Source organism: Flavobacterium degerlachei (genome assembly GCF_900106645.1).
GTDB lineage: Bacteria > Bacteroidota > Bacteroidia > Flavobacteriales > Flavobacteriaceae > Flavobacterium > Flavobacterium degerlachei.
The window spans coordinates 18,373-36,739 of the sequence record NZ_FNMV01000007.1; the positions used below are offsets into that span (position 1 = coordinate 18,373).

Genomic DNA, 18,367 nt, shown 5'->3' on the forward strand with positions numbered 1-18,367 from the left:
TAATCAAATCCTGCCATAAGTGTTGTGTAAACCAGGCTAGATAGTAAAAACGATTTTATAAATATTTTATATTCTACTTTCATTAACTTAATGATGCTTTACATAGGAATGGTTGTTGTGTGATGCCTTTATTAGTTACAATTTGACTCGCCTAATAAAATTCCATAGGCATTATCACTATTAGGGTCATTAATTGAATTAACTTTTACAACTTTTACCCATTTAGTAGTTGCTTTATATTCGTTTAATATTTCGCATAAATATTGAGCAAATCCATTTCGATTTGTACCATCATCTTTAACACTTACGTAAAGAACATTTGCATCTGTAATCATTGCTTCTTTTACTTTTGGTTCTTTTTTAATTTCTTCTAATGCAGTTATGTTGGGATTTTTTTCTGTTAGGTTTTCGTTTTTTTTAGAGTCAATTTCGGTTTCGTTATTTTCTTTTATGTTTTCATTAGAAGTTGTTTTATCATCAGTTAGACTTGCAATAACCACAATAGCAATTACGGTCGTAAGTCCAATTTTCCATCCTTTAGAAATTGTAGAATTTTTCCATAATGCATATAAACCAACAGGAAAGAAGATTACACATAAAATTATGACTAACCAGTTTTTTTCGAACCAAGCATTTGTTTTAGTTTGTTCCATTTTTCTAATTATTATGTTTAAATTTAGCAGACCCTCTATTTTTATGATTCGACAATGGTTCTTCGCAGTAATGAATAATAATTCCTTGACTATTTTTCACTTCTTCCAAGTAATAGTCTTTTTCTCGACTTATTATTTGCTTTTTATAAGCTAAATCTCCATCTGCTGATTGATCATAACCATCATAAAACTTTTCTAACATTTTCTTTTTCGAGTTTAAATTTGGATTTTCCTTCTTACCTGCAATTGTATCGAAAATATCTGGTAGAATTTCGTCTAATTCTAAATGGATTAATTTTTTCATTGAATTGCAATTTGGACACGAGTCAATCATATTTACTAATTTGCGGTTGCAATTTTGACAAGTTATTATTTCTTCGTTCATAATTAATTCTGTTTTTGAATCGTTAGTCCTTTTTTAAGGTATCACACAACTAGTATATTCCATCAAATATATACAACTTTTTTCAGTTCTGGATATAGGGGGTACAACCAAAAGTATATAAACACATAATACAAAAAAGGTCGAAAACATCAATAAAATAAGGGGTTAAGAAAAAAATGTCGAGAAAGCAACTATAAACGAAAAGTACATTTACTACCATTTAACTACCGTTTAAAGAACCATTTTAAACGCTTTAAAGACATTAATTACCGCTATCTAGTAAAAGGATACATAAAAGGTTAATAACCCCAATAAAACAAAGGATTTTACAAATAACACTACCGTTTAAAATAGTATTTAAACGGTTTTTTTACGCCCAATTAACAATAAATGATCTTTAAGGCATGAACTTGTAATTTAATATTTGCGGTTAGTGTTGGGGTTAGTGTTGGGGTTAGATAATTAGATATTTTAATATCTATAAAATAATAGATAGTACCAATAAAATAGCATATATAGATAAAAAAATATCCTTACGCATAGGGATAATACCATGTACGTAAAGATATTTAATATTATAACTATCTATTTAATAGACAATTAACTTAAAAAGACCGTTTAATTACGTGAAAAATCTGAAGAACATCGTTTAGGGGATAATCAAAGGGTGGTGAAGTTGGATTTCGTGATGATAACGTAATATCTCCATTTTCTTTTAAATCTATAATGTCTTTATGCCAAATACCTGTTTTTGATATTATAATAAATCCGTATTTTGTAGTGTGAAACCCATTAGCCCATAAATGCTTCCCCACCTCTCTTCCTAATATATCGGCTCCGGAAGGCGTGTCATAACCGCCACTATTCCACATACTTTCACCAAAGGATTCAAACCCTACATAGTTTCCACGGCCTATGTGATCAACTTTAAATGTAATTGTAGAAAACTCTTCTTTGCAAATCACTATGTCATTGTAACACTCTATATAAGAGGCGTATGCTAAAAATGGAACTTTCATAACCTCAATCCTAATTGTACCATCGGGATAAATAAAGTACTTATTTCCACTCGAGTTTTCTAATATTTCGGGCTCTTGTTTATCATCGAAAAGCTTAGCCTCATTATGAATTTCATAAACTAATCCAGTTGGCTCCTTAATAATTGAATTTACGTTGTCCGAGATCGAATTATTTACCGCTTTTTTTTCTAAGTCACCAACTCCAGAAAGCAACCATTCAATATTGACCTGAGGATATTTAGATAAAAATCTATCTAAAAAATCAGAATTTACAGAGGTCAACTTCTGTTTTCCCTTAAAATTACCATAGGTCATACCTAGATTCTCAATAAATTTTTCCTTCCCAATTCCTTTGTATTCAGAGTATTGCAATATTCTTTCCTTGATATAGGATATATTTTTATCCATAATGCTATTTTTAGATATTATTTTATCTACATTTGTCACGACAACAAGACAAAACTATGGAGAAAATAAATAATGTCCTAACAAACGGACTGAAAAGTAAAAAAGAAATCGATCTATTGGAAAACAGATTGCAGTATGGAGATTATACAACTCTCGGGGCTGCACTAAGTTGCTCTCCTGATGCTGCCAAAAAACGATTCATCCGTGGTAATATTGAAGCATTTAATGCTTTGGATAGAATTATCACCAATAGAGAAGATTTAGTAAAGGATTTACAGAATAAACTTTAATAACAAATTTATGTTCGAGTATCAACAAAACACGTTATGCGTAGCTAGTATTTGGCTTTACTCCTCCGGAGTAATGTCACAAGCAAATTACAAATATCTATGCTCTAACGGTAAAATCAAAAAGCTAACAATCGGCGGTAACGGTCGTAAGGCTTTAGTAGCATACGAGTCCATCCCTGACCGTTTCAAGAAACTGATACGTGAAAAAGTAGGCGATCCATACGCAAGCGTGAAAAACATTGTTTTTAGCGACTACATGGACTGGGACCATACCGCTGAACAGTATTTCAGAGATTACCTATTAGAAAACGGCTCACACCTTCCTGAAGAAAAGCAGAAAGAATACACACACCAGGCGATCATGTTCAACGCTGTTAAACACATCGCACTTAATGTAGTGGTACAAAAACGCTTCGGAGGTAAAAAACAAATGTGGGATCGTATGCTCGAAGCAATCGGGAATCTACCTGAAACGTGGTTACACACCCGGTACAAAAACGTGATTTCGTTCAAGCGAGCTATCCAAAAATATGATACTGAAAGTTACGGTTCAATAGTTTCAGGCAAATGGATGAACTCTAACCCTTCTAAAATCATTGACGATGTTGCCGATTTTATTATGTCTCAATATTGTTTGCCGGTAAAATACACCATCACTGAAGTACTTAGAATTTACGAATCAGTACGAGAAGCTAAAGCATGGAAATCATTAAGCGAGAGAGCAGTTGGTGCTTGGCTTGATAAAACGGAGCAAAAAAGGATTTGGATGCTAGCACGTGACGGAAAAGACGAATACATGAAGCACTTTGGCCACACCGTAACCCGTAACCGTTCCCAGTGGTTCCCTAATGCTTGGTGGGCAATTGATGGTACCAAGCTAGACTTAGTACACTTTGCAGACAACAAACAGAAAATGGCGGCATCACTTAAAATAAACGTTGTTTTTGACGTTCACAGCGAGAAAATAATTGGTTGGGACATTGCATACAGCGAGAACCATGCATCGCACTTTAGAGCTATTAAAATGGCTGTTAATCATTCCGGTTGTCGTCCACATTTGTTCACGTACGATAAGCAATCAGGGCACACCTCAGGAAAGATGCAAGATTTATACGATAAGTTACCAGTCAAAGGGCATCACTACAGCCATAAAGTGGGTAGGAAATCAAGTCCAGCAGAGCAAATTTTTAACCGCTTGCAACAGCAAGTAATTTCTAAAATGTGGTTTTCTGATAAGCAAAGTATCAAGGTAAGAACCGCCACTAATAAGCCCAACACGGACTTTATCATGGAATACAAAGAAGCCCTGCCTACAGTAGATCAATTCAATAAAATATTCTCTGCCCTGGTTAATAAATGGAATGCTGGCAAACAAGAAGATTGGGCAATCAACCGCATCGAAAGATACAATGAAGAAACGGAGCACCGCGAAGAAATTAGCATTATGGATCAGCTATCAATGTTCTGGATTGATGAAACCAAAGTTAAAAAATACTACGCTCACGGAATGCCGCTTACTGTTGAAGGCAAAGATTACATCTACGAGGTGTATGACGAAACAAACAACATCGATACAGAATTTAGAAGAAAATTTGTTGGCGAAAGTCTAATTGTAAGATACGATCCTGAACGACTAGATGAATTTATAGGATTGTATGCATTGACCCCTTCAGGCGAAAAAAGATTTGTTGCCTACGCGCAATCAAAAAGAATGCATGAGTCTATTCCAGTACTCATGAAAGGAAATTCAAGAGCATTATTAGATCAAGATATTGCCATTCGAGATGAAGAATTAAAACGAGATGAACTCGCTTATCAAAATTTAATTAAGCGTACCGGCATCAGCCGTGAAAGCTTAATCGAGGAACAAGAAATGATGATCAAGTTTCAAGGACACTTACCCAAGGAGGAACAAATGGAAACGGATAGGACTGCTTTTCATTCCAGATTTTAACCATTTAAAGATATTTTAAAAACCATTTAAACACTGATTAAACCTAAGATTATGACACACACAGACAAATTAACGATAGTAGAACATTTAGATCAATACATCACTCAAAAAGGGTCTCAGAATAAAGTAGCGGTCGAAATGAAAAACGTTTCAGCCTCGTTACTTTCTCAAATGAGAAACCATAACTGGGAAAACATATCTGAAGAAATGTGGCGTAAAGTTTCTGCCTTTTTAGGCATCGGTACCAGCGAATGGAAAATTGCTGAGACGGGAAACTCTCAACTGCTGATGAAATTATTTTCAGAATCTCAAATATTCTCTTTGGTGATCGCCGTAACAGGAAACGCAGGAAGCGGAAAAACAGCCATTGCAAAGAAATATGAAGAAGAGAATAAAAACGTGTTTAGACTTTCCTGCAATGAATACTGGGACAAAAAATGGTTTTTGCGTGAGTTACTTTCTAAAATGGGAAAAGAGACAGACGGTATGACATTGCCTGAAATGATGCACAAGGCAGTTATGACATTAAAATCAGCATCAAAACCAAAGATCATATTAGATGAAGCCGATAAGTTATCAGATACGGTTCTATTGTTTTTCATCACGCTCTACAACGAGCTCGAAGGACATTGTGGCATTACCATCATGGCAACTCAATATTTAGAAAAGCGCATCCGTAGAGGAATCGCGATGCAAAAGAAAGGATATCGTGAGATTTATAGTCGTGTAGGGTTACGATTTATAGAATTAGATCAAACTACATTCTCAGATATAAAAGCAGTATGTGTGGCCAATGATTTGAATGACGAACAGGCCATCAGAGGAATTGCGAAAGATGCCGACGGAGATTTAAGACGTGTCAAGCGTATGGTTTTCGCTAATAAAAGAGCAGTATAATGAGTGAATTTAGATACCACCCCATCATAGAATACCTCAAGATTAATGAAGACGGATCAACAATACTCCTTAATGATGAAGTTTTAAAGATTAGTAGCCAACAACTACCTCACACAAAAAAAATTAGAAGAGTAGTTTTTGTCAATAGAAAAACGGTAAACACTATCAGGCTAGTTTGTGAAGCTTGGCATGGCGTAGCTCCTACAGGAGAACACGCAGCAAGGCGCACAGTGGAAACAAATGGAGATCATTACAGCAATTTATACTGGGGTAAAAAAGGAATGACCGAAAGTAATATTGTGGGACACAAATGGAATAACCGAGGTATACGAATGACTGAAGACCTTTTCAAATCAATAAGTGATAGGCTAGCAAATGAAAAATTAACCATTGTTCTAAAAGAGTTAAAAGTCAATGCAAGCTCTTATTACTATTATAAAAAAAAGCATGGCAAAAAAAATAAATAGAGCCTACTCTGTTTCAAACGTTCTTTCAAAAAAATTCAATCCTTTAGAGTTCTCTGGTGAATGGGAATCTACACTAGGAAAACCTGACAAGGCCTTTTCGGCGATCATTTGGGGAGGTACTACAAACGGTAAAACCGAAGCGGCTATAAAGTTTGCAAAGTACCTCACAAATTTCGGGAAAGTAGCCTACGATTCCCTAGAACAGGGGCTTTCGTCAACAATGCAAAATGCATTGGTGCGAAACCATATGGAAAGTTGTGGTAACTCATTTGTTCTCTTAGATCGTGAACCTTTTGATGAGTTAATTATTAGAATGAGTAAACCCAAATCACCTGATTTCTTATTTGTCGATTCGGTTCAATACACTCGAATTACTAAGGCTCAATATTACCAACTAAAGGAGTTAATGTTAAAAAAAGGGAAAGGGATCATTTGGATATCACAAGCCAAAGGGAGTATGCCAAAAGGTGCTTTAGCAGATGATATCATGTTTGATGTCGATTTGAAATTATGGGTTGAGGGATTCAAGATGTTTCCTGACGGACGGTTAAACGGAGGTGGTCAGCCATTCGTTATATGGGCTCAAAGAGCCGCTAAATATTGGAAAGAGATTATTTAAAAAAACAAACAAAAGCCATGAACACAGCAAAAACAGCAACAAAAGAAAACGCAGTAGCCTATTTAATGGAATTGCTACAAAACCAAGAAACAAAAGAAAATTTTATACTCGAGTTCTATATTTTTTGGGTAGAGAATGTCACAATAAGGCTTAGAGATTTCCAGAACGTCCTAGCGAGTGGCTCTGTTAATAAATGGTGGCTGCAAGAACTAGCAAAACACGAGGAACACTTTAGAGAAATAGCCGCCTCTTACCCAGAGATCACTGGTAAAGATAAAGATCAGTTTTATTGCACTATCGTGAATAAAATGATGTCTCGCTTTCCAAAAGCATTGTTAGACCAGGCGCAAAAAAGAGAGTCAAAACCACAGCTGACAAAAGTAGCCGGGAAAAGAATTGAATACTCCATCATTAATCAAAACTAACCATGACAGAAACAAAAATTAAAGACCGAATCGAAAAACTGCAAAACTTCCTCATCGAAATGCCCAATCATCCCAACCGAGTGGAGATTGAAACCGACATCAGGAATTTAGAAAACCGCCTACACCACGAAGATTATGAGTAACCGAAAAATCAACCAACGCCTAGAAGACCTGCAGAACGTATTGTTCTATTGTTCAGAATTGCAAAAAGAAGGAAAGATATATGTGTTCAAAGTGGGCGAACGCATCTGCATTAATCAGGAAAGAGGGTCATTATTTAGCCAACTATCATTTGACAACAACGAGAACTATCTACACGAAGTGAGAGGTTATGAATGCCCACCCGCATTAGAGGCAAAAATAAAGTTCACCGTAGAGAAGATACAAGCCACCAACTGGGGCGGATTCAATCAAGATCAATATTTAAAATAAATGAACATCAATAATATAATAGTAAATCAACCAATAATTATGAATGCAGCAACATTAGATCTAAGCACGTTCAGTGCGGAACAATTAAAAGAAGCCTTAGCCAAAAAAGAAGCCAAAAAAGACACAGACCGTGAAGCTTACAAAGCTTTAGTCCTTGAAACGGTACCCAAAGCTATGTTTCAGCTTTGCGCAGCTTCCGAAGTAATTAGCGAAGCCAAAACCAAAACGTTTCAGTTTTTTGAGCAGGTTTTAGACTTAAAAAATATCGTTTACGGTATAAAAGAGAAACAACAGTCACACACCTTTTCTACAGATAAAGAAGAAATTACCATCGGGTACCGCATCAATGAGGGTTGGGACGATACCGTAACCGCAGGGATTGCAAAAGTCGAAAAGTACATAGGTTCCTTGTCAAAAGACGAAGAAACTGCTTCACTTGTAGACATGCTTTTCAACCTACTAAAAAAAGATGCCAAAGGAAATTTGAAAGGATCTCGAGTTCTCGAGCTTCAAAAAGCCGCAGCTAAATCTAACGATGAAGAATTTAAAGACGGTGTGGCCATCATTGGGTCAGCATACAAGCCGGTGCGCTCTTCATGGTTTATTGAGGCCGCATTAATCAATGAAGATGGCTCTAAAACTAATGTGCCGTTATCCATGTCCTCAGTAGGTTTCTCAGGAAATTACAAGTTTGATTTTTTTAGCGAAGTAATACCAGCAGATCATGGAGATCAACAACAGTAATACCAGCATATTATTAGCGATACTGCTAGTACTACTGAACGGAAAAGCCATAATTACCTATGTGTTATGGCTTAGATTCAAAATCAAAACCCACTTTAACCAACTAAAAAATGAGACCAACAGTAACGATACTGCCCCTAGAAGATCATCAGCAATATAGTGTCAATGGGCATACTGTTTACAAGGATACCAACGGTAACTATATCTCAAGAACGGATTTATCAGACACAGAGAATCGAGCTTTCTCCAGGTATAAGAAAATAGTCATTGACAATCCAAGATTTAAAACACACACAAAAGCAACCTATAAATTATAATTATGGCAATGAACGAAGAAAACCAAATTCAGTATTACGCTAAAATTTCACGAGCAATCGCAAATATTTTTGATGAAGAAGACGAAAATCACATTGATGTTCTCTCAGATGATTTTTCACCAAACGATTTCTTTCATGTATTGGCGACTAGAGTTCCTCAAATGATTATGGCAAGATTAACAAGCAACGAAACTGGTCCTTTAGAATTTAATCATTTATGCAATAGATTAATAATGCAAGATCGAGAAGACAATAAGAGGAAATTAGTAAAAACGAAAAAACTATAAAAAAACTATTGGTTAGTTAATTCGGTGTCCCGAGTGGAAATAGGTTATCACTTCATTGCATTGCAGGTTCAATTCCTGCCTCGGGAGCAAATTTAAAACAACAATAAAATGAACATAGTATTTATAGAAGATTGTGCCGCCGATGGATGCAATAAAAAAAATATTGGACAAGGTAAATAAATGTGCAAAGATCATCAAGACATGTACGAAAGTGGTATTCCTTTCAAAGCTTTCTACGGAAAAACAGTTCGAAAAAAAGTAATTACAAATGAAAACTAAATCACCCTATATCTACGAAGGCACAGGAAGTGCCATAGATGACTACCAAAAACCAAAGGAACAACTCATAAACATCCTACAGGGCGGTAGATGTCACAATAAAAGCAACTACGGCCTATTCGACTACAAAAACCCCCAACACAAGCGCATCATGGCAAACCTGCGCACTGCAAACATAGTGGTTAAAAGCGAACGCTGGGGCGAAGTTGCCGACATGACAGGATGGTTTGACCGCTTTTTAAAGAGCGATAAAAGCCCAATTAAAAAGCCTTTAAAGGAAATGACCGAAAAGGAAGTATCAAAAATAATAGTCGCCCTGGATGGGGTAGTAATTTGGAAAAACTCAATTTAAAATATAAGTAATATGGAGATATCAATTTCAGTAATAGTAGGTTTTATTCTCGGGATGTTTTTTGAAGCATGGACTGAGCCGAAAAAAAAAAGAAAAGCAAAAAAAAGAAAAAAGAACACCGTTCAATGTGGATCTACTGACCTCTATTGTTTCGAATGTGAAATGGAAATGTCAACAAAAGAAAAAAACGGTAGTTTATATTGTACTAACTGCAGCTTAATTCATTAATCATGGAAAGCTATAGCATTATCGAGGTATGTCCGCACGACATAGCCGAAATTAGAGTAATAGAAAGTGTCGCCACTTGCGAAACCACTCAACTTATTTGTACCCAATGCGGGGAAGCCTTAGAACCACCAAAAACAGATTGCGCATGACAACAACACATCTTACAATAGAAGAGCTCACAAAAATGGGTTTTAAGGAACTGGAAGGCGATGCCTTAGATAATAATGGCTATTATCGTTGGTGGGGACTTCAAAAAAACGACTCTGAACTTCACGTTACTTACGTGTATGAGGCTGGCAATAAATTCTTAAATGCCTACCTAGAGTTTAACGGCGCAGCTTTAGGTAAAAAAAACTTTTCATCAATAGATATTAACATTCTAATCGAATTAATGTAATGAAAATTCCTCTTAAACTATCTCCACAGCAATTAGGCGCACTCGTTCACTCGTTTAACGCCATTGGTAAAATACCAGTAAACACAAGAGACGTGAGAGTGGCGCGATCTATCCTGGACAAAGTAATTGTCAAGCTCAAGAAAAAACACATCGAGATCGACTGGAACCAGACGCTATTTTCTAAGAAAAAGAAAACCACACTTACTTTAGAATATTACGAGGCGCACTATCTCGAGTATTTTGTCACCATAGTGGACAACTACCCTATGAGTGAATATGACCGTAACGTGATTCGCTATATTAAAAATGATTTAAACCAAAAATTAGCATGAAACAAAAAATATACATCGCCGGTAAAGTAACCGGATTACCACCAGAAGAAGTAGCGGCAAAGTTTGCAACAACCTGCGCAAGGGTAGCTATGGAAGGTTTAGAACCTATTAGTCCTATTGAAGTAGTCAACAACCCTGAAGCCGAGTGGAACAGCGCAATGAAACAATGCCTTAACGCACTAATGAAATGCGATGCCGTACTAGCGATGCCGTGTTATGAGCAATCAAGAGGTGCAAAAGTTGAATTGTGGCTATCATTTAATTTGTCAATCCCTGTATTTTTTGAACTAGAAGAACTAAAACAATGGAACAACTCACGACAACCTACACAGTAAAGATTGAAAGCGGTGGTATCTGGCAGTTTAAATACAATTTAAACGGGGTTTTAATCCACTTTAATGTCATGGAAGGCGAACTCAGCACCGCGCACTCAGACTGGCTGTATAAGAAAGGAAAGTTTCCCTACCTCGAAGACCACATAAAGGACTGGAAAAAGAAACTCAAGCAACTCACCATCGAGGTGGGAGAACCAGACTTTAGCTTTGAAGCCCTTTGGGATTTTTACGGCAACAAAGTATCAAAGTTTGACGCCCAGAAAAGCTTTAATAAATTATCACAAGCCGATAAAATAAAATGCTTTCTCGCTACACCAGGATACAAGAAGTATCTCGCCAAAAAACAAACCGGAACGGCACACCTTGCCACATTCATTAACCGCCAGTACTATCACGATGACTGGGTAAAAGCAACATAAAATGAATCAAAAAATAAAAAACACCAAAGCCTTTCAAGCACTCACGCCCATGCAACAGGGGGTTTACAAACGCAGCAGACCCATGCAAGAAATGACAGATCAATACCGCATGGCAACTAACACCACGACTGAGCAATGGCTTAACGATCACAAACCAAATGGAGTATTTAAAAGTATAATATTAGAACTGATAGAAGATGCAAGATAGAAATTTAGCAGAGCTAGAAAGGCAAGCTCGGGAATATCAAGAAGTAGCCCGAGCATCAAAATTAATGTGGCAAAAAAAGAGAAACAAACAAACTCATTTAACTCCTAAAAAAAAGAAACGAAAATGATACTAGGATTTAGCACACAGATAAACAAGAAGCCTACATATTTTGTAGAGAAAATTCATAAATGTTTTTCTTTAAAAGAAGTTTACATGATTGCGGGATTAAACCCCGCATTGCATTACCCAAAGGACTATAACTATATTGCAAAGGATAAAAAACCCGCTAAACTCCACACCATCCGTGAAGACAAAACCAACCGATGGAAAGCAGGCATGAAGATTGATTTTTTTATCAATATGTATAGAAAAGAGATGTTTCGGTTTGCTCCGGTTCTGCCAGTAGTGAGTGTTCAAGATTTTGAGATTGTTTACTATACAGATCGAGAAGTGTTACGAAATGATTTACCACCCAAAAGGGCTATTGTCATTGACGACAAACGTTTATCAGAAGATAAATGGCTAGAACTAGCCCAAAACGACGGTTTCGACACGGTAGAAGAATTCTTTGCTTACTTCAATGAAGATTTTACAGGTAAACTAATTCACTGGACAGATAAAAAATATTAAAAACATGAGAACAAAATCAATAAATAAATCAGAAATACTAGCTATTCATAATTTTTTAAGGGATGCTATATACCACTTCAGAGTAATGAACTGTAACCCGGATGAATTAATTGTCAGCTTACCTAATTGGCTACAACAGCTTTTAACTAGCTATCCAATGACTAATTATCTAGATCATAGCCTAGCAATGATTTTAGAACATTCAAGGTATTTTGATGTTAAAATACAGTACCATTATAGTGATGAAGTGGTAGTGTTTTTTAAAGACTACCACTTGAACCCCATTTTTTTTAAACCAGTCATTCACACAATTAATTTTGAGAAAGAGGAAAACCGTAAGGAATCATAAAACAATCTAAATACCTTTAATTATGCAACATATCTGGAACGATCATCACCGCCAAATACAAGAGATAGACCACCGCTTTAAAATGCGGATTAGGGTTTTGAAAATAATGGCAATAGTTTTATTTGCCACCTTTATAATAATATGTGCAAATAATTTTTACATTTGATTTATGGAGATACATTATTATGAACAAAAAGTCGCAAGGTATTTTATTATTATTGATGGAGTCTACGAAATTTCAACAGATAGTTTAGATAAAGTCATTAGCTATATCAAAGGGCGTTCGATACCAGATATAATGCTTTTGGACGTTCACGAAAGGAAATGGATAGATGTCGAGTCGCTACTAAAAATATAAATCAAATAATTATGAAAAAATCACTACTACTACTCACAGCATTATTAATTGGCTTTTTTAGTCAAGCCCAAACAGTTGCTGAAATAGCTATGGAAAGCGTGAGACAAAGCGATATAAAAGAAAAAGCGGCAAAAGATGCACAAGCGGCAAAAGATGCAATTTTTAACCACCCTAACGCTGACTTCATAATGTCTTTAGAAAAGATGAATATTGAACAAGTTAGGAATTTTGCTGATGAAATAGCTAATTCTGGTAAAACTAAATGGGAATTTTTAAAAATAACTGAAAATGAAAAAATAGGATATTGTCGTGTAAAGTATATAGATCCATCTGTGCCTGCTGATTTAAAAGAGAAAATAACAAAAGGGAGTGAAGTATGTGAAAAATGTTTTGAAGTGAATTTTGTATTATACTTTGAAGGAGAGAATAAAGATTTAGAAATAAAAGGAGTTAAGCAATATCGTTTTAGAGAGGTTACTGGTAAGTATTTAGATTTATTTTCTACATGGCAGCGAGTTTTTAAAACAAATGCAACTTTAGAAACAGCACTTTCAGATTATTCACTTTTAGAGCTCAAACATCGAGCTGTTGGTGTTAATTACTGGTTTAGAAAAAACGAAACCACCTGGACAATATCAAATCATTCTAACTATTCAAAAACCGCTCAATAGAGCGGTTTTTTTTATGCCTATCAATTGGTGTTGCACAATAGATAAAAACTATTTACATTTGCTTATATGTCTATCTCCCTAAATCGCAGTCTTGGTATTCAACGCAATAAGCTGTTACGTTACAGACTTATCAAAGAGTTGTACCAAAAACACAAGACCGAAGACATTCCTACTACAGTAGTTTGGCGCAAATACATTTGCCCGATTTACCCCATTTCAAGAACAACACTTTACGAAGTGCTTTGTACTCCAGTCACTTCGGAACTTAAAAAAGTCGAGGATTTAATTGCTGTTCAAACTCGATTGTTTTATTAAACATTGGTCATCCCAATGGTATAAGTAACCTCATACTCCTGAATACCATCGTCTCGTTTCACTTTTCGCATGGCCGTGCGCATCAAAGCACCCGCAGCACCACCTACAGGAATACCATGCAATTTGGCGTGAACGCTTTCGACAATATCCCAAATAGCCCAAGCTTTATCCTTTTGCGGTTGTGGAGCTCTGGCACTGGAATTGGTTAATTTGAGATTAGCAATACTTATCACAATAGTACCTGTGGCCATTTGCCGGTTTTGAGGTATGGACGTTCTGTGTGTTCCAATATCAGAATACTGCAGCGCTCCAATATCTATCAACGCCAAAGGAAATTGCGTGGGTGGATGTGGCGAATAATCATCGAGTTGTCCCCAATCTTCATCCACATATCTAAGTGCCGGAATAGTCTCTAGTTTGTTTTGGATATTTTGTAAAACTTCTTTACTCATCGTTTCAATTTGTTAAATATGTCTTTTTCTAATTCCTTCATATTTTTGTCAATCACATGCTCAACACGTTTTCTCACTTGCGGGTGATCGCCAATAAACTGCCTTTGTTTGATCTTCATTTTGGCACCCACTTTTTGCAGGGCTAAGGCTCTCCATGTTTGCGCCTCCTGTGAAAGTCGTTTGTTTCGTTCTCCTTTTCCTGAGGCAGTTACGGCACCATTTGCCTTGTAAAACATCGCCCAAAAGAAGCGTTTCATTTTTGCAGTTACTTCAATTTCTCCACCTTCATTCTGTAGGCTGGCATAAGGCAAGCTACTCGACCAGCTAATGTCATTATTAGATTGTTTTGATCGTATGGAACGTCTCAGTTTACCTGTGCGCATCATTAGGCTTCCTTTGTGGTTTGGGATTTTTGAATTTTCCCAAGGCTTATCAAAAAAGGCTTTGCGTTCAAAATTTCTGTCGAATTCGTCAGTTAGATCAATCCTTATATCAGATAGAATATTTTTTATAAAATCTTGCATATTAATATTTTTTGTACATTTGTTTTATGGAAGGTAAAGAACTACTTAACGAACTTTTATCAAAAAGAGATTATTCAGGCAATGAAGCCGATGAGTATGCTCAATTCCTATCCACGCTTATGGTTCAATTAGGTGAGAAACTTTACCCGTTATTAGAGAAAGCTCAATCTGAAAGTAAAAGGCTTGCTCTTAAACCATCCATTACTGAGTCTGACATATTAGTTGACGAATACACCGTTTCAGATATTACTTTTATTTAGTTTTTAAAACATCAGCAAGTTTTATCATTTCTTCATAAAGCTCTGGCATAATCTCCTTGAATACATCATTACCGGCATATCTGTTTTCAAATGTATGAGCAATAAACTCAGCTTCTGACATTCCAGCCGTTTTAAAATATGCTTTTGTATGTCCAAATCCGAAATTTGAATTTAAAGAGGCTACAGTATCAGCACTAGCTCCAATTTTTTCAATCATATCAAAATCTTTGCTTATATGAGCATTATATAGCATCTGTCTTAATTTAACATCAAGTTCCTTAAATTGTTGATTTTTATTTTTAGCAAAAATCTTTTTATGTTTTTGCATTAAATCAGTAACTTCTTTTTGATTTTTAAATCCTCTTTGCCAGTCAGCAGCGTGACCAAATTCATGATAAATGATTGATTGGGCATTCCATTTACTTCTTTGTTTCCTTTCGTCAAATGGAATTCGAACATAGTTTTCCGTTGGATGGTAATACGCTCCTGTAGCACGAACTCTTTTGTCTAAATTAACCTCAGTTAAAGTGGTTTCTTTGTTCAGTAATTCGAAAAAACTTCTATCTAATTTTACTCCGAATTTCTTTTCGTAATTATCAATATTTTTAGGAACAAAGCCTTTTTCTATTTCGACTTTAACCTCATTTGCTCCCTTCACTTTTGTATAAGGATGTGCTGGTGGGAACACCACTTTTTGCGCACCAGGATTAAACCTAAAAATTTCTAAACGGTTCTTGCCATCCTTACCTATTTGGCTTGTGGCTTTTTCGCCTGCTGCAATTGCTTTTTCGCTGTCGCTGGTTTCAAATTTTTCCTTTAAAACCTCTACCACAGTACAACGGCAGTTCCATCCATTGGGCGGTGTGTAAGAGTTCCAAAAAGGGTCAGACTTGGGCAAAGTAATATCTCTTAACGCATCGTGTTCCGCACGTACTCGATTGTCTCCAGCTGTACGGTATTGCAACTCATAACGGTCATTGTCTGCAAACTCATTCCACTTCGCGGCCATTTGTGACGAACCCACTGCAAACTCATATTCAGCCTCCAAATAGTTTTTATTGTAGGTTATATTCAGTTTATCGTATTCGTTCGACAATTGACTGAATGGTTTTAAATTGCCTTTGTCATCTAGCAATAGTTTTGAAGCTTCAAACAATTGCGCATGTGTTTTTAGCCCACCAAATAAACGAGCGTTATCCTGCAAGGCGTTTCGCATTACTTCAGGTATATCATTATCAGTAATTGCGAAATTGAAAGCTTCAAAAGTTTGATTGATTAATTCCTGATAGGCTTTCTCCGTTTTTAAATCTTCTGGTTTGTAACTCCCAATCTCATGCAATCGTTTAAAGGCACTTTCACCAGTGTTTAAAAGCTGTTTAAATGCTTTGTTATTAGATGGCGCTAGCGTCAATAATTTAGTTTTACAGTCTTCACAACCGCAATCGTACAAATTGGAAATTCGCAAATGCAATGCCCCAAAATATTCAGGGCTTAGACGAAAAAACCTTCGCCCAGATTTAAAGATAAATTAGCAGTTTCAGCCGTTTTTTTTGTTCCAATAACTTTAATACCAAATTTCTCTTCCACCCATTTTGGATCAACTTCCAAAAAATTGGCAGCTTCAGTTACCATTTTCCAAAGCACGTCTAAATCTTCCGTAGCATCGTATTTATACAACACGCCAGCTGGCAATATTCCTAAAACTTGCAAAGCAGGAATTACCGTGTCACGCCAGCATTGTTCAATTAGGGATAAATCACTGTCTACTAAATCGTCCAAGATACCAATAGAGGTTTTTTCCTTTCCGTTGGAACCGTTTTTAGTATCCTGACCCACTACGGTTCCAGACACTCCCATTGATAACTCATTGTTGCAATACTGCAATAAATTAGCGTACACATCACCATTAGTGCTCACCCCTTTGGCAAACTCGAAGCTTTCAGAATCATCAATGATAAAGTAAGCAGCTGATCCCATATCAGCCATCATTTGTTTAGCACGATTGACCATTACCCGGTCTTGCGTATTGGTTTTCATAACTCGAGGCGGGATTCCGTAAATCTCACATAATTCACTCCAACAGCTACCACCAAAACGCTTGAATAATACCATTGGTACACAACCATCCAATAAGCCTAGAGTGGTGTTTTTTTCTCCAAATTCAATCAGCCAAGAGCCGTATTCTTTTTGTTCTCTGTACTTGATTTTTTTATCATCGGTATAGTCATAATAAATATAGCCGGTTACTGGGTCAACATTTTGACGCGGTATAGTGTCAAAAGTTAATACAGGCTCATTATTGACCATTTTATACGAGAACTCACCCAAAGAGTGGCGTCTATAAACGGTTTCTAAAATCGCTTTATTGATTTGAAAAACAAAACCTTTGTCCTGAAGTAATGTCGTTAAATCATCATTAGTTTTTCCGTCAGCATTTTTGATACTGAAAGGACGGCTTAATGATTTAAGCATTCTATTATTGACCTGAGATTGCAGGTGTAAATCTTTCAGAATGTTGTCGTACAGGTTTTGGATAGGAAAGAATTTTGGATTCTCTTCTACCATCGCCATATTTTGAGCGTTAGTCCAGGTCTTTATGTCTTGACGTGTTTGACTAATGGTTTTGGGTACAATGTTCTGAATGTAACTATTCCCTGGCTTAGTACTACCACTTACTCCAAGGTTTACCGTTTCGGGCTTTTGCCCAAACGGGTTTTTTATAAAATCTGTAATTTTTCCCATCTTAATAATCGTGATTGAATTTTGCTCTTGAACCAAATTCAAAAGGTTGTTTGTCGCCTGCTGTTGTTTCGTCTCTTACTAATTGTGGCAACGAGGAAACATTGATTGTTCCGGTTGCTACTTTTGTAAACCAACTCGTAGCACGATCATAGCGTTCTTTTGCTTTTTCGTATATAAAGTCAGCATTGCACAATTCGGCAACATACCATTTTGCTAATGTGCAGCAATGTTGCACCACAAGCGAGTGGCGGTCGTTCCCTACTTTATTGAAAATGTTTTCGACATCATACAACAGTCGCCCGTCTAGCCATTTTTTATTGTCGGTATTTGGAGTTAAATAACTTCTTGCTTCCTCTATGGCAGCATTACACGCTTGCACTACGAGATCATCATTACCGTCTGTAATTTGGTCTAGTTGATAGTCATAAATGACACTTCCTAAATCTTCTTTATTGATAAACATATTAATGCTGTTTAATTATGGATTGAATGACTTTAAGCCATTTTCGAGGCTTAGGCTGAAACTTGGATTGATTGGTTTCTCCTTTATAAATTTCGTGTCTGAAATAGATTGGGAAACCCAATACATCTACACCAATTTGGTATTCTACTATCATAG

The 18,367-nt window shown here is 36.2% G+C and carries 33 protein-coding genes; 24 read left to right on the forward strand and 9 right to left on the reverse strand.

Going from position 1 to position 18,367, the window contains the following annotated elements; genetic code table 11:
- Positions 1 to 131: 131 nt before the first annotated feature.
- From BLV91_RS08285 to BLV91_RS08295, 3 genes are all read right to left on the reverse strand, one after another.
- Positions 132 to 653, reverse strand: coding sequence for a hypothetical protein (locus BLV91_RS08285; RefSeq protein WP_091431726.1), 522 nt, complete (start codon positions 651 to 653; stop codon positions 132 to 134).
- A 4-nt stretch (positions 654 to 657) separates the two neighbouring features.
- Positions 658 to 957: a hypothetical protein gene (locus BLV91_RS08290; RefSeq protein WP_091431728.1), complete on the reverse strand. Its 300-nt coding sequence runs from the start codon at positions 955 to 957 to the stop codon at positions 658 to 660.
- A 686-nt stretch (positions 958 to 1,643) separates the two neighbouring features.
- The gene (locus BLV91_RS08295) at positions 1,644 to 2,465 is read right to left on the reverse strand and encodes an XRE family transcriptional regulator (RefSeq protein ID WP_139262294.1); all 822 of its coding nucleotides are present in this window, start codon (positions 2,463 to 2,465) and stop codon (positions 1,644 to 1,646) included.
- A gap of 56 nt (positions 2,466 to 2,521) precedes the next feature.
- Here BLV91_RS08295 and BLV91_RS08300 point away from each other — a divergent pair, with 56 nt between their 5' ends.
- The 23 genes from BLV91_RS08300 (at position 2,522) to BLV91_RS08400 (ending at position 13,770) form a co-directional block, all read left to right on the forward strand.
- The gene (locus tag BLV91_RS08300; RefSeq protein WP_091431732.1) at positions 2,522 to 2,755 is read left to right on the forward strand and encodes a hypothetical protein; all 234 of its coding nucleotides are present in this window, start codon (positions 2,522 to 2,524) and stop codon (positions 2,753 to 2,755) included.
- A gap of 256 nt (positions 2,756 to 3,011) precedes the next feature.
- Positions 3,012 to 4,709 (forward strand): hypothetical protein, encoded by a 1,698-nt coding sequence (locus tag BLV91_RS08305; protein WP_139262296.1) that lies wholly within the window; start codon positions 3,012 to 3,014, stop codon positions 4,707 to 4,709.
- Between the two features lie 51 nt (positions 4,710 to 4,760).
- Positions 4,761 to 5,606, forward strand: coding sequence for an AAA family ATPase (locus BLV91_RS08310; RefSeq protein WP_091431736.1), 846 nt, complete (start codon positions 4,761 to 4,763; stop codon positions 5,604 to 5,606).
- The gene (locus BLV91_RS08315; RefSeq protein WP_091431738.1) at positions 5,606 to 6,073 is read left to right on the forward strand and encodes a hypothetical protein; all 468 of its coding nucleotides are present in this window, start codon (positions 5,606 to 5,608) and stop codon (positions 6,071 to 6,073) included. The genes BLV91_RS08310 and BLV91_RS08315 overlap by 1 nt, the downstream gene beginning before the upstream one ends.
- Positions 6,054 to 6,692, forward strand: a complete 639-nt coding sequence (locus BLV91_RS08320) for a hypothetical protein (RefSeq protein WP_139262298.1) — start codon at positions 6,054 to 6,056, stop codon at positions 6,690 to 6,692. Before BLV91_RS08315 ends, BLV91_RS08320 begins: the two co-directional genes overlap by 20 nt.
- A gap of 17 nt (positions 6,693 to 6,709) precedes the next feature.
- Entirely contained in the window at positions 6,710 to 7,117 is a 408-nt protein-coding gene (locus BLV91_RS08325) for a hypothetical protein (RefSeq protein WP_139262300.1), read from the forward strand.
- Between the two features lie 2 nt (positions 7,118 to 7,119).
- On the forward strand, positions 7,120 to 7,260 hold the full coding sequence (locus BLV91_RS16975) for a hypothetical protein (RefSeq protein ID WP_175513978.1): 141 nt from the start codon (positions 7,120 to 7,122) through the stop codon (positions 7,258 to 7,260).
- A complete protein-coding gene (locus BLV91_RS08330) occupies positions 7,253 to 7,549 on the forward strand; it encodes a hypothetical protein (RefSeq protein WP_091431746.1) in 297 nt (98 codons plus the stop codon). Before BLV91_RS16975 ends, BLV91_RS08330 begins: the two co-directional genes overlap by 8 nt.
- On the forward strand, positions 7,550 to 8,293 hold the full coding sequence (locus BLV91_RS08335; RefSeq protein ID WP_091431748.1) for a hypothetical protein: 744 nt from the start codon (positions 7,550 to 7,552) through the stop codon (positions 8,291 to 8,293).
- A 110-nt stretch (positions 8,294 to 8,403) separates the two neighbouring features.
- Positions 8,404 to 8,610 (forward strand): hypothetical protein, encoded by a 207-nt coding sequence (locus BLV91_RS16875; RefSeq protein WP_139262302.1) that lies wholly within the window; start codon positions 8,404 to 8,406, stop codon positions 8,608 to 8,610.
- Between the two features lie 2 nt (positions 8,611 to 8,612).
- Positions 8,613 to 8,897: a hypothetical protein gene (locus BLV91_RS08340; RefSeq protein WP_091431751.1), complete on the forward strand. Its 285-nt coding sequence runs from the start codon at positions 8,613 to 8,615 to the stop codon at positions 8,895 to 8,897.
- Between the two features lie 268 nt (positions 8,898 to 9,165).
- Positions 9,166 to 9,528 (forward strand): hypothetical protein, encoded by a 363-nt coding sequence (locus BLV91_RS08345; protein ID WP_091431754.1) that lies wholly within the window; start codon positions 9,166 to 9,168, stop codon positions 9,526 to 9,528.
- Positions 9,529 to 9,758: 230 nt separating this feature from the next.
- Positions 9,759 to 9,905 carry a hypothetical protein gene (locus tag BLV91_RS16980; protein WP_175513979.1) on the forward strand — a complete coding sequence of 49 codons (147 nt, stop codon included), beginning with the start codon at positions 9,759 to 9,761 and terminating at the stop codon, positions 9,903 to 9,905.
- Complete coding sequence (locus BLV91_RS08355) at positions 9,902 to 10,153, forward strand: hypothetical protein (RefSeq protein ID WP_091431759.1); 252 nt, start codon at positions 9,902 to 9,904, stop codon at positions 10,151 to 10,153. Before BLV91_RS16980 ends, BLV91_RS08355 begins: the two co-directional genes overlap by 4 nt.
- Positions 10,153 to 10,485, forward strand: coding sequence for a hypothetical protein (locus BLV91_RS08360; protein WP_091431761.1), 333 nt, complete (start codon positions 10,153 to 10,155; stop codon positions 10,483 to 10,485). The genes BLV91_RS08355 and BLV91_RS08360 overlap by 1 nt, the downstream gene beginning before the upstream one ends.
- A complete protein-coding gene (locus BLV91_RS08365; RefSeq protein WP_091431763.1) occupies positions 10,482 to 10,820 on the forward strand; it encodes a DUF4406 domain-containing protein in 339 nt (112 codons plus the stop codon). The genes BLV91_RS08360 and BLV91_RS08365 overlap by 4 nt, the downstream gene beginning before the upstream one ends.
- Positions 10,790 to 11,239 (forward strand): hypothetical protein, encoded by a 450-nt coding sequence (locus tag BLV91_RS08370; RefSeq protein ID WP_091431765.1) that lies wholly within the window; start codon positions 10,790 to 10,792, stop codon positions 11,237 to 11,239. Before BLV91_RS08365 ends, BLV91_RS08370 begins: the two co-directional genes overlap by 31 nt.
- A gap of 82 nt (positions 11,240 to 11,321) precedes the next feature.
- Positions 11,322 to 11,447, forward strand: a complete 126-nt coding sequence (locus BLV91_RS17245) for a hypothetical protein (RefSeq protein ID WP_262488615.1) — start codon at positions 11,322 to 11,324, stop codon at positions 11,445 to 11,447.
- 123 nt (positions 11,448 to 11,570) lie between these two features.
- Entirely contained in the window at positions 11,571 to 12,077 is a 507-nt protein-coding gene (locus tag BLV91_RS08380) for a hypothetical protein (protein ID WP_091431770.1), read from the forward strand.
- 4 nt (positions 12,078 to 12,081) lie between these two features.
- Positions 12,082 to 12,426, forward strand: a complete 345-nt coding sequence (locus BLV91_RS08385; protein ID WP_091431772.1) for a hypothetical protein — start codon at positions 12,082 to 12,084, stop codon at positions 12,424 to 12,426.
- A 169-nt stretch (positions 12,427 to 12,595) separates the two neighbouring features.
- Positions 12,596 to 12,784, forward strand: coding sequence for a hypothetical protein (locus BLV91_RS08390; RefSeq protein ID WP_091431774.1), 189 nt, complete (start codon positions 12,596 to 12,598; stop codon positions 12,782 to 12,784).
- A gap of 11 nt (positions 12,785 to 12,795) precedes the next feature.
- Positions 12,796 to 13,455 (forward strand): hypothetical protein, encoded by a 660-nt coding sequence (locus BLV91_RS08395; protein ID WP_091431776.1) that lies wholly within the window; start codon positions 12,796 to 12,798, stop codon positions 13,453 to 13,455.
- A 66-nt stretch (positions 13,456 to 13,521) separates the two neighbouring features.
- Positions 13,522 to 13,770, forward strand: a complete 249-nt coding sequence (locus tag BLV91_RS08400; RefSeq protein WP_091431779.1) for a hypothetical protein — start codon at positions 13,522 to 13,524, stop codon at positions 13,768 to 13,770.
- On the opposite strand, the gene BLV91_RS08405 is transcribed toward BLV91_RS08400, so the two are convergent.
- Together BLV91_RS08405 and BLV91_RS08410 are read right to left on the reverse strand one after the other, a co-directional pair.
- Positions 13,767 to 14,222, reverse strand: a complete 456-nt coding sequence (locus BLV91_RS08405; protein ID WP_091431781.1) for a hypothetical protein — start codon at positions 14,220 to 14,222, stop codon at positions 13,767 to 13,769. The two genes, BLV91_RS08400 and BLV91_RS08405, sit on opposite strands and share 4 nt — an antisense overlap.
- Positions 14,219 to 14,746 carry a hypothetical protein gene (locus tag BLV91_RS08410; protein ID WP_091431783.1) on the reverse strand — a complete coding sequence of 176 codons (528 nt, stop codon included), beginning with the start codon at positions 14,744 to 14,746 and terminating at the stop codon, positions 14,219 to 14,221. Before BLV91_RS08410 ends, BLV91_RS08405 begins: the two co-directional genes overlap by 4 nt.
- Positions 14,747 to 14,757: 11 nt before the next feature.
- Here BLV91_RS08410 and BLV91_RS08415 point away from each other — a divergent pair, with 11 nt between their 5' ends.
- Positions 14,758 to 15,006, forward strand: coding sequence for a hypothetical protein (locus tag BLV91_RS08415; RefSeq protein WP_175513980.1), 249 nt, complete (start codon positions 14,758 to 14,760; stop codon positions 15,004 to 15,006).
- Here the strand turns inward: BLV91_RS08415 and BLV91_RS08420 are convergent.
- The 4 genes from BLV91_RS08420 to BLV91_RS16985 form a co-directional block, all read right to left on the reverse strand.
- Positions 14,999 to 16,417, reverse strand: coding sequence for a phage head morphogenesis protein (locus BLV91_RS08420; RefSeq protein WP_139262304.1), 1,419 nt, complete (start codon positions 16,415 to 16,417; stop codon positions 14,999 to 15,001). The genes BLV91_RS08415 and BLV91_RS08420 overlap by 8 nt on opposite strands.
- An 80-nt stretch (positions 16,418 to 16,497) precedes the next feature.
- The gene (locus BLV91_RS08425; protein WP_091431789.1) at positions 16,498 to 17,748 is read right to left on the reverse strand and encodes a phage portal protein family protein; all 1,251 of its coding nucleotides are present in this window, start codon (positions 17,746 to 17,748) and stop codon (positions 16,498 to 16,500) included.
- A gap of 1 nt (position 17,749) precedes the next feature.
- Positions 17,750 to 18,211, reverse strand: a complete 462-nt coding sequence (locus tag BLV91_RS08430; protein ID WP_091431791.1) for a phage protein Gp36 family protein — start codon at positions 18,209 to 18,211, stop codon at positions 17,750 to 17,752.
- Between the two features lies 1 nt (position 18,212).
- Complete coding sequence (locus BLV91_RS16985) at positions 18,213 to 18,365, reverse strand: hypothetical protein (protein WP_175513981.1); 153 nt, start codon at positions 18,363 to 18,365, stop codon at positions 18,213 to 18,215.
- Positions 18,366 to 18,367 lie beyond the last annotated feature (2 nt).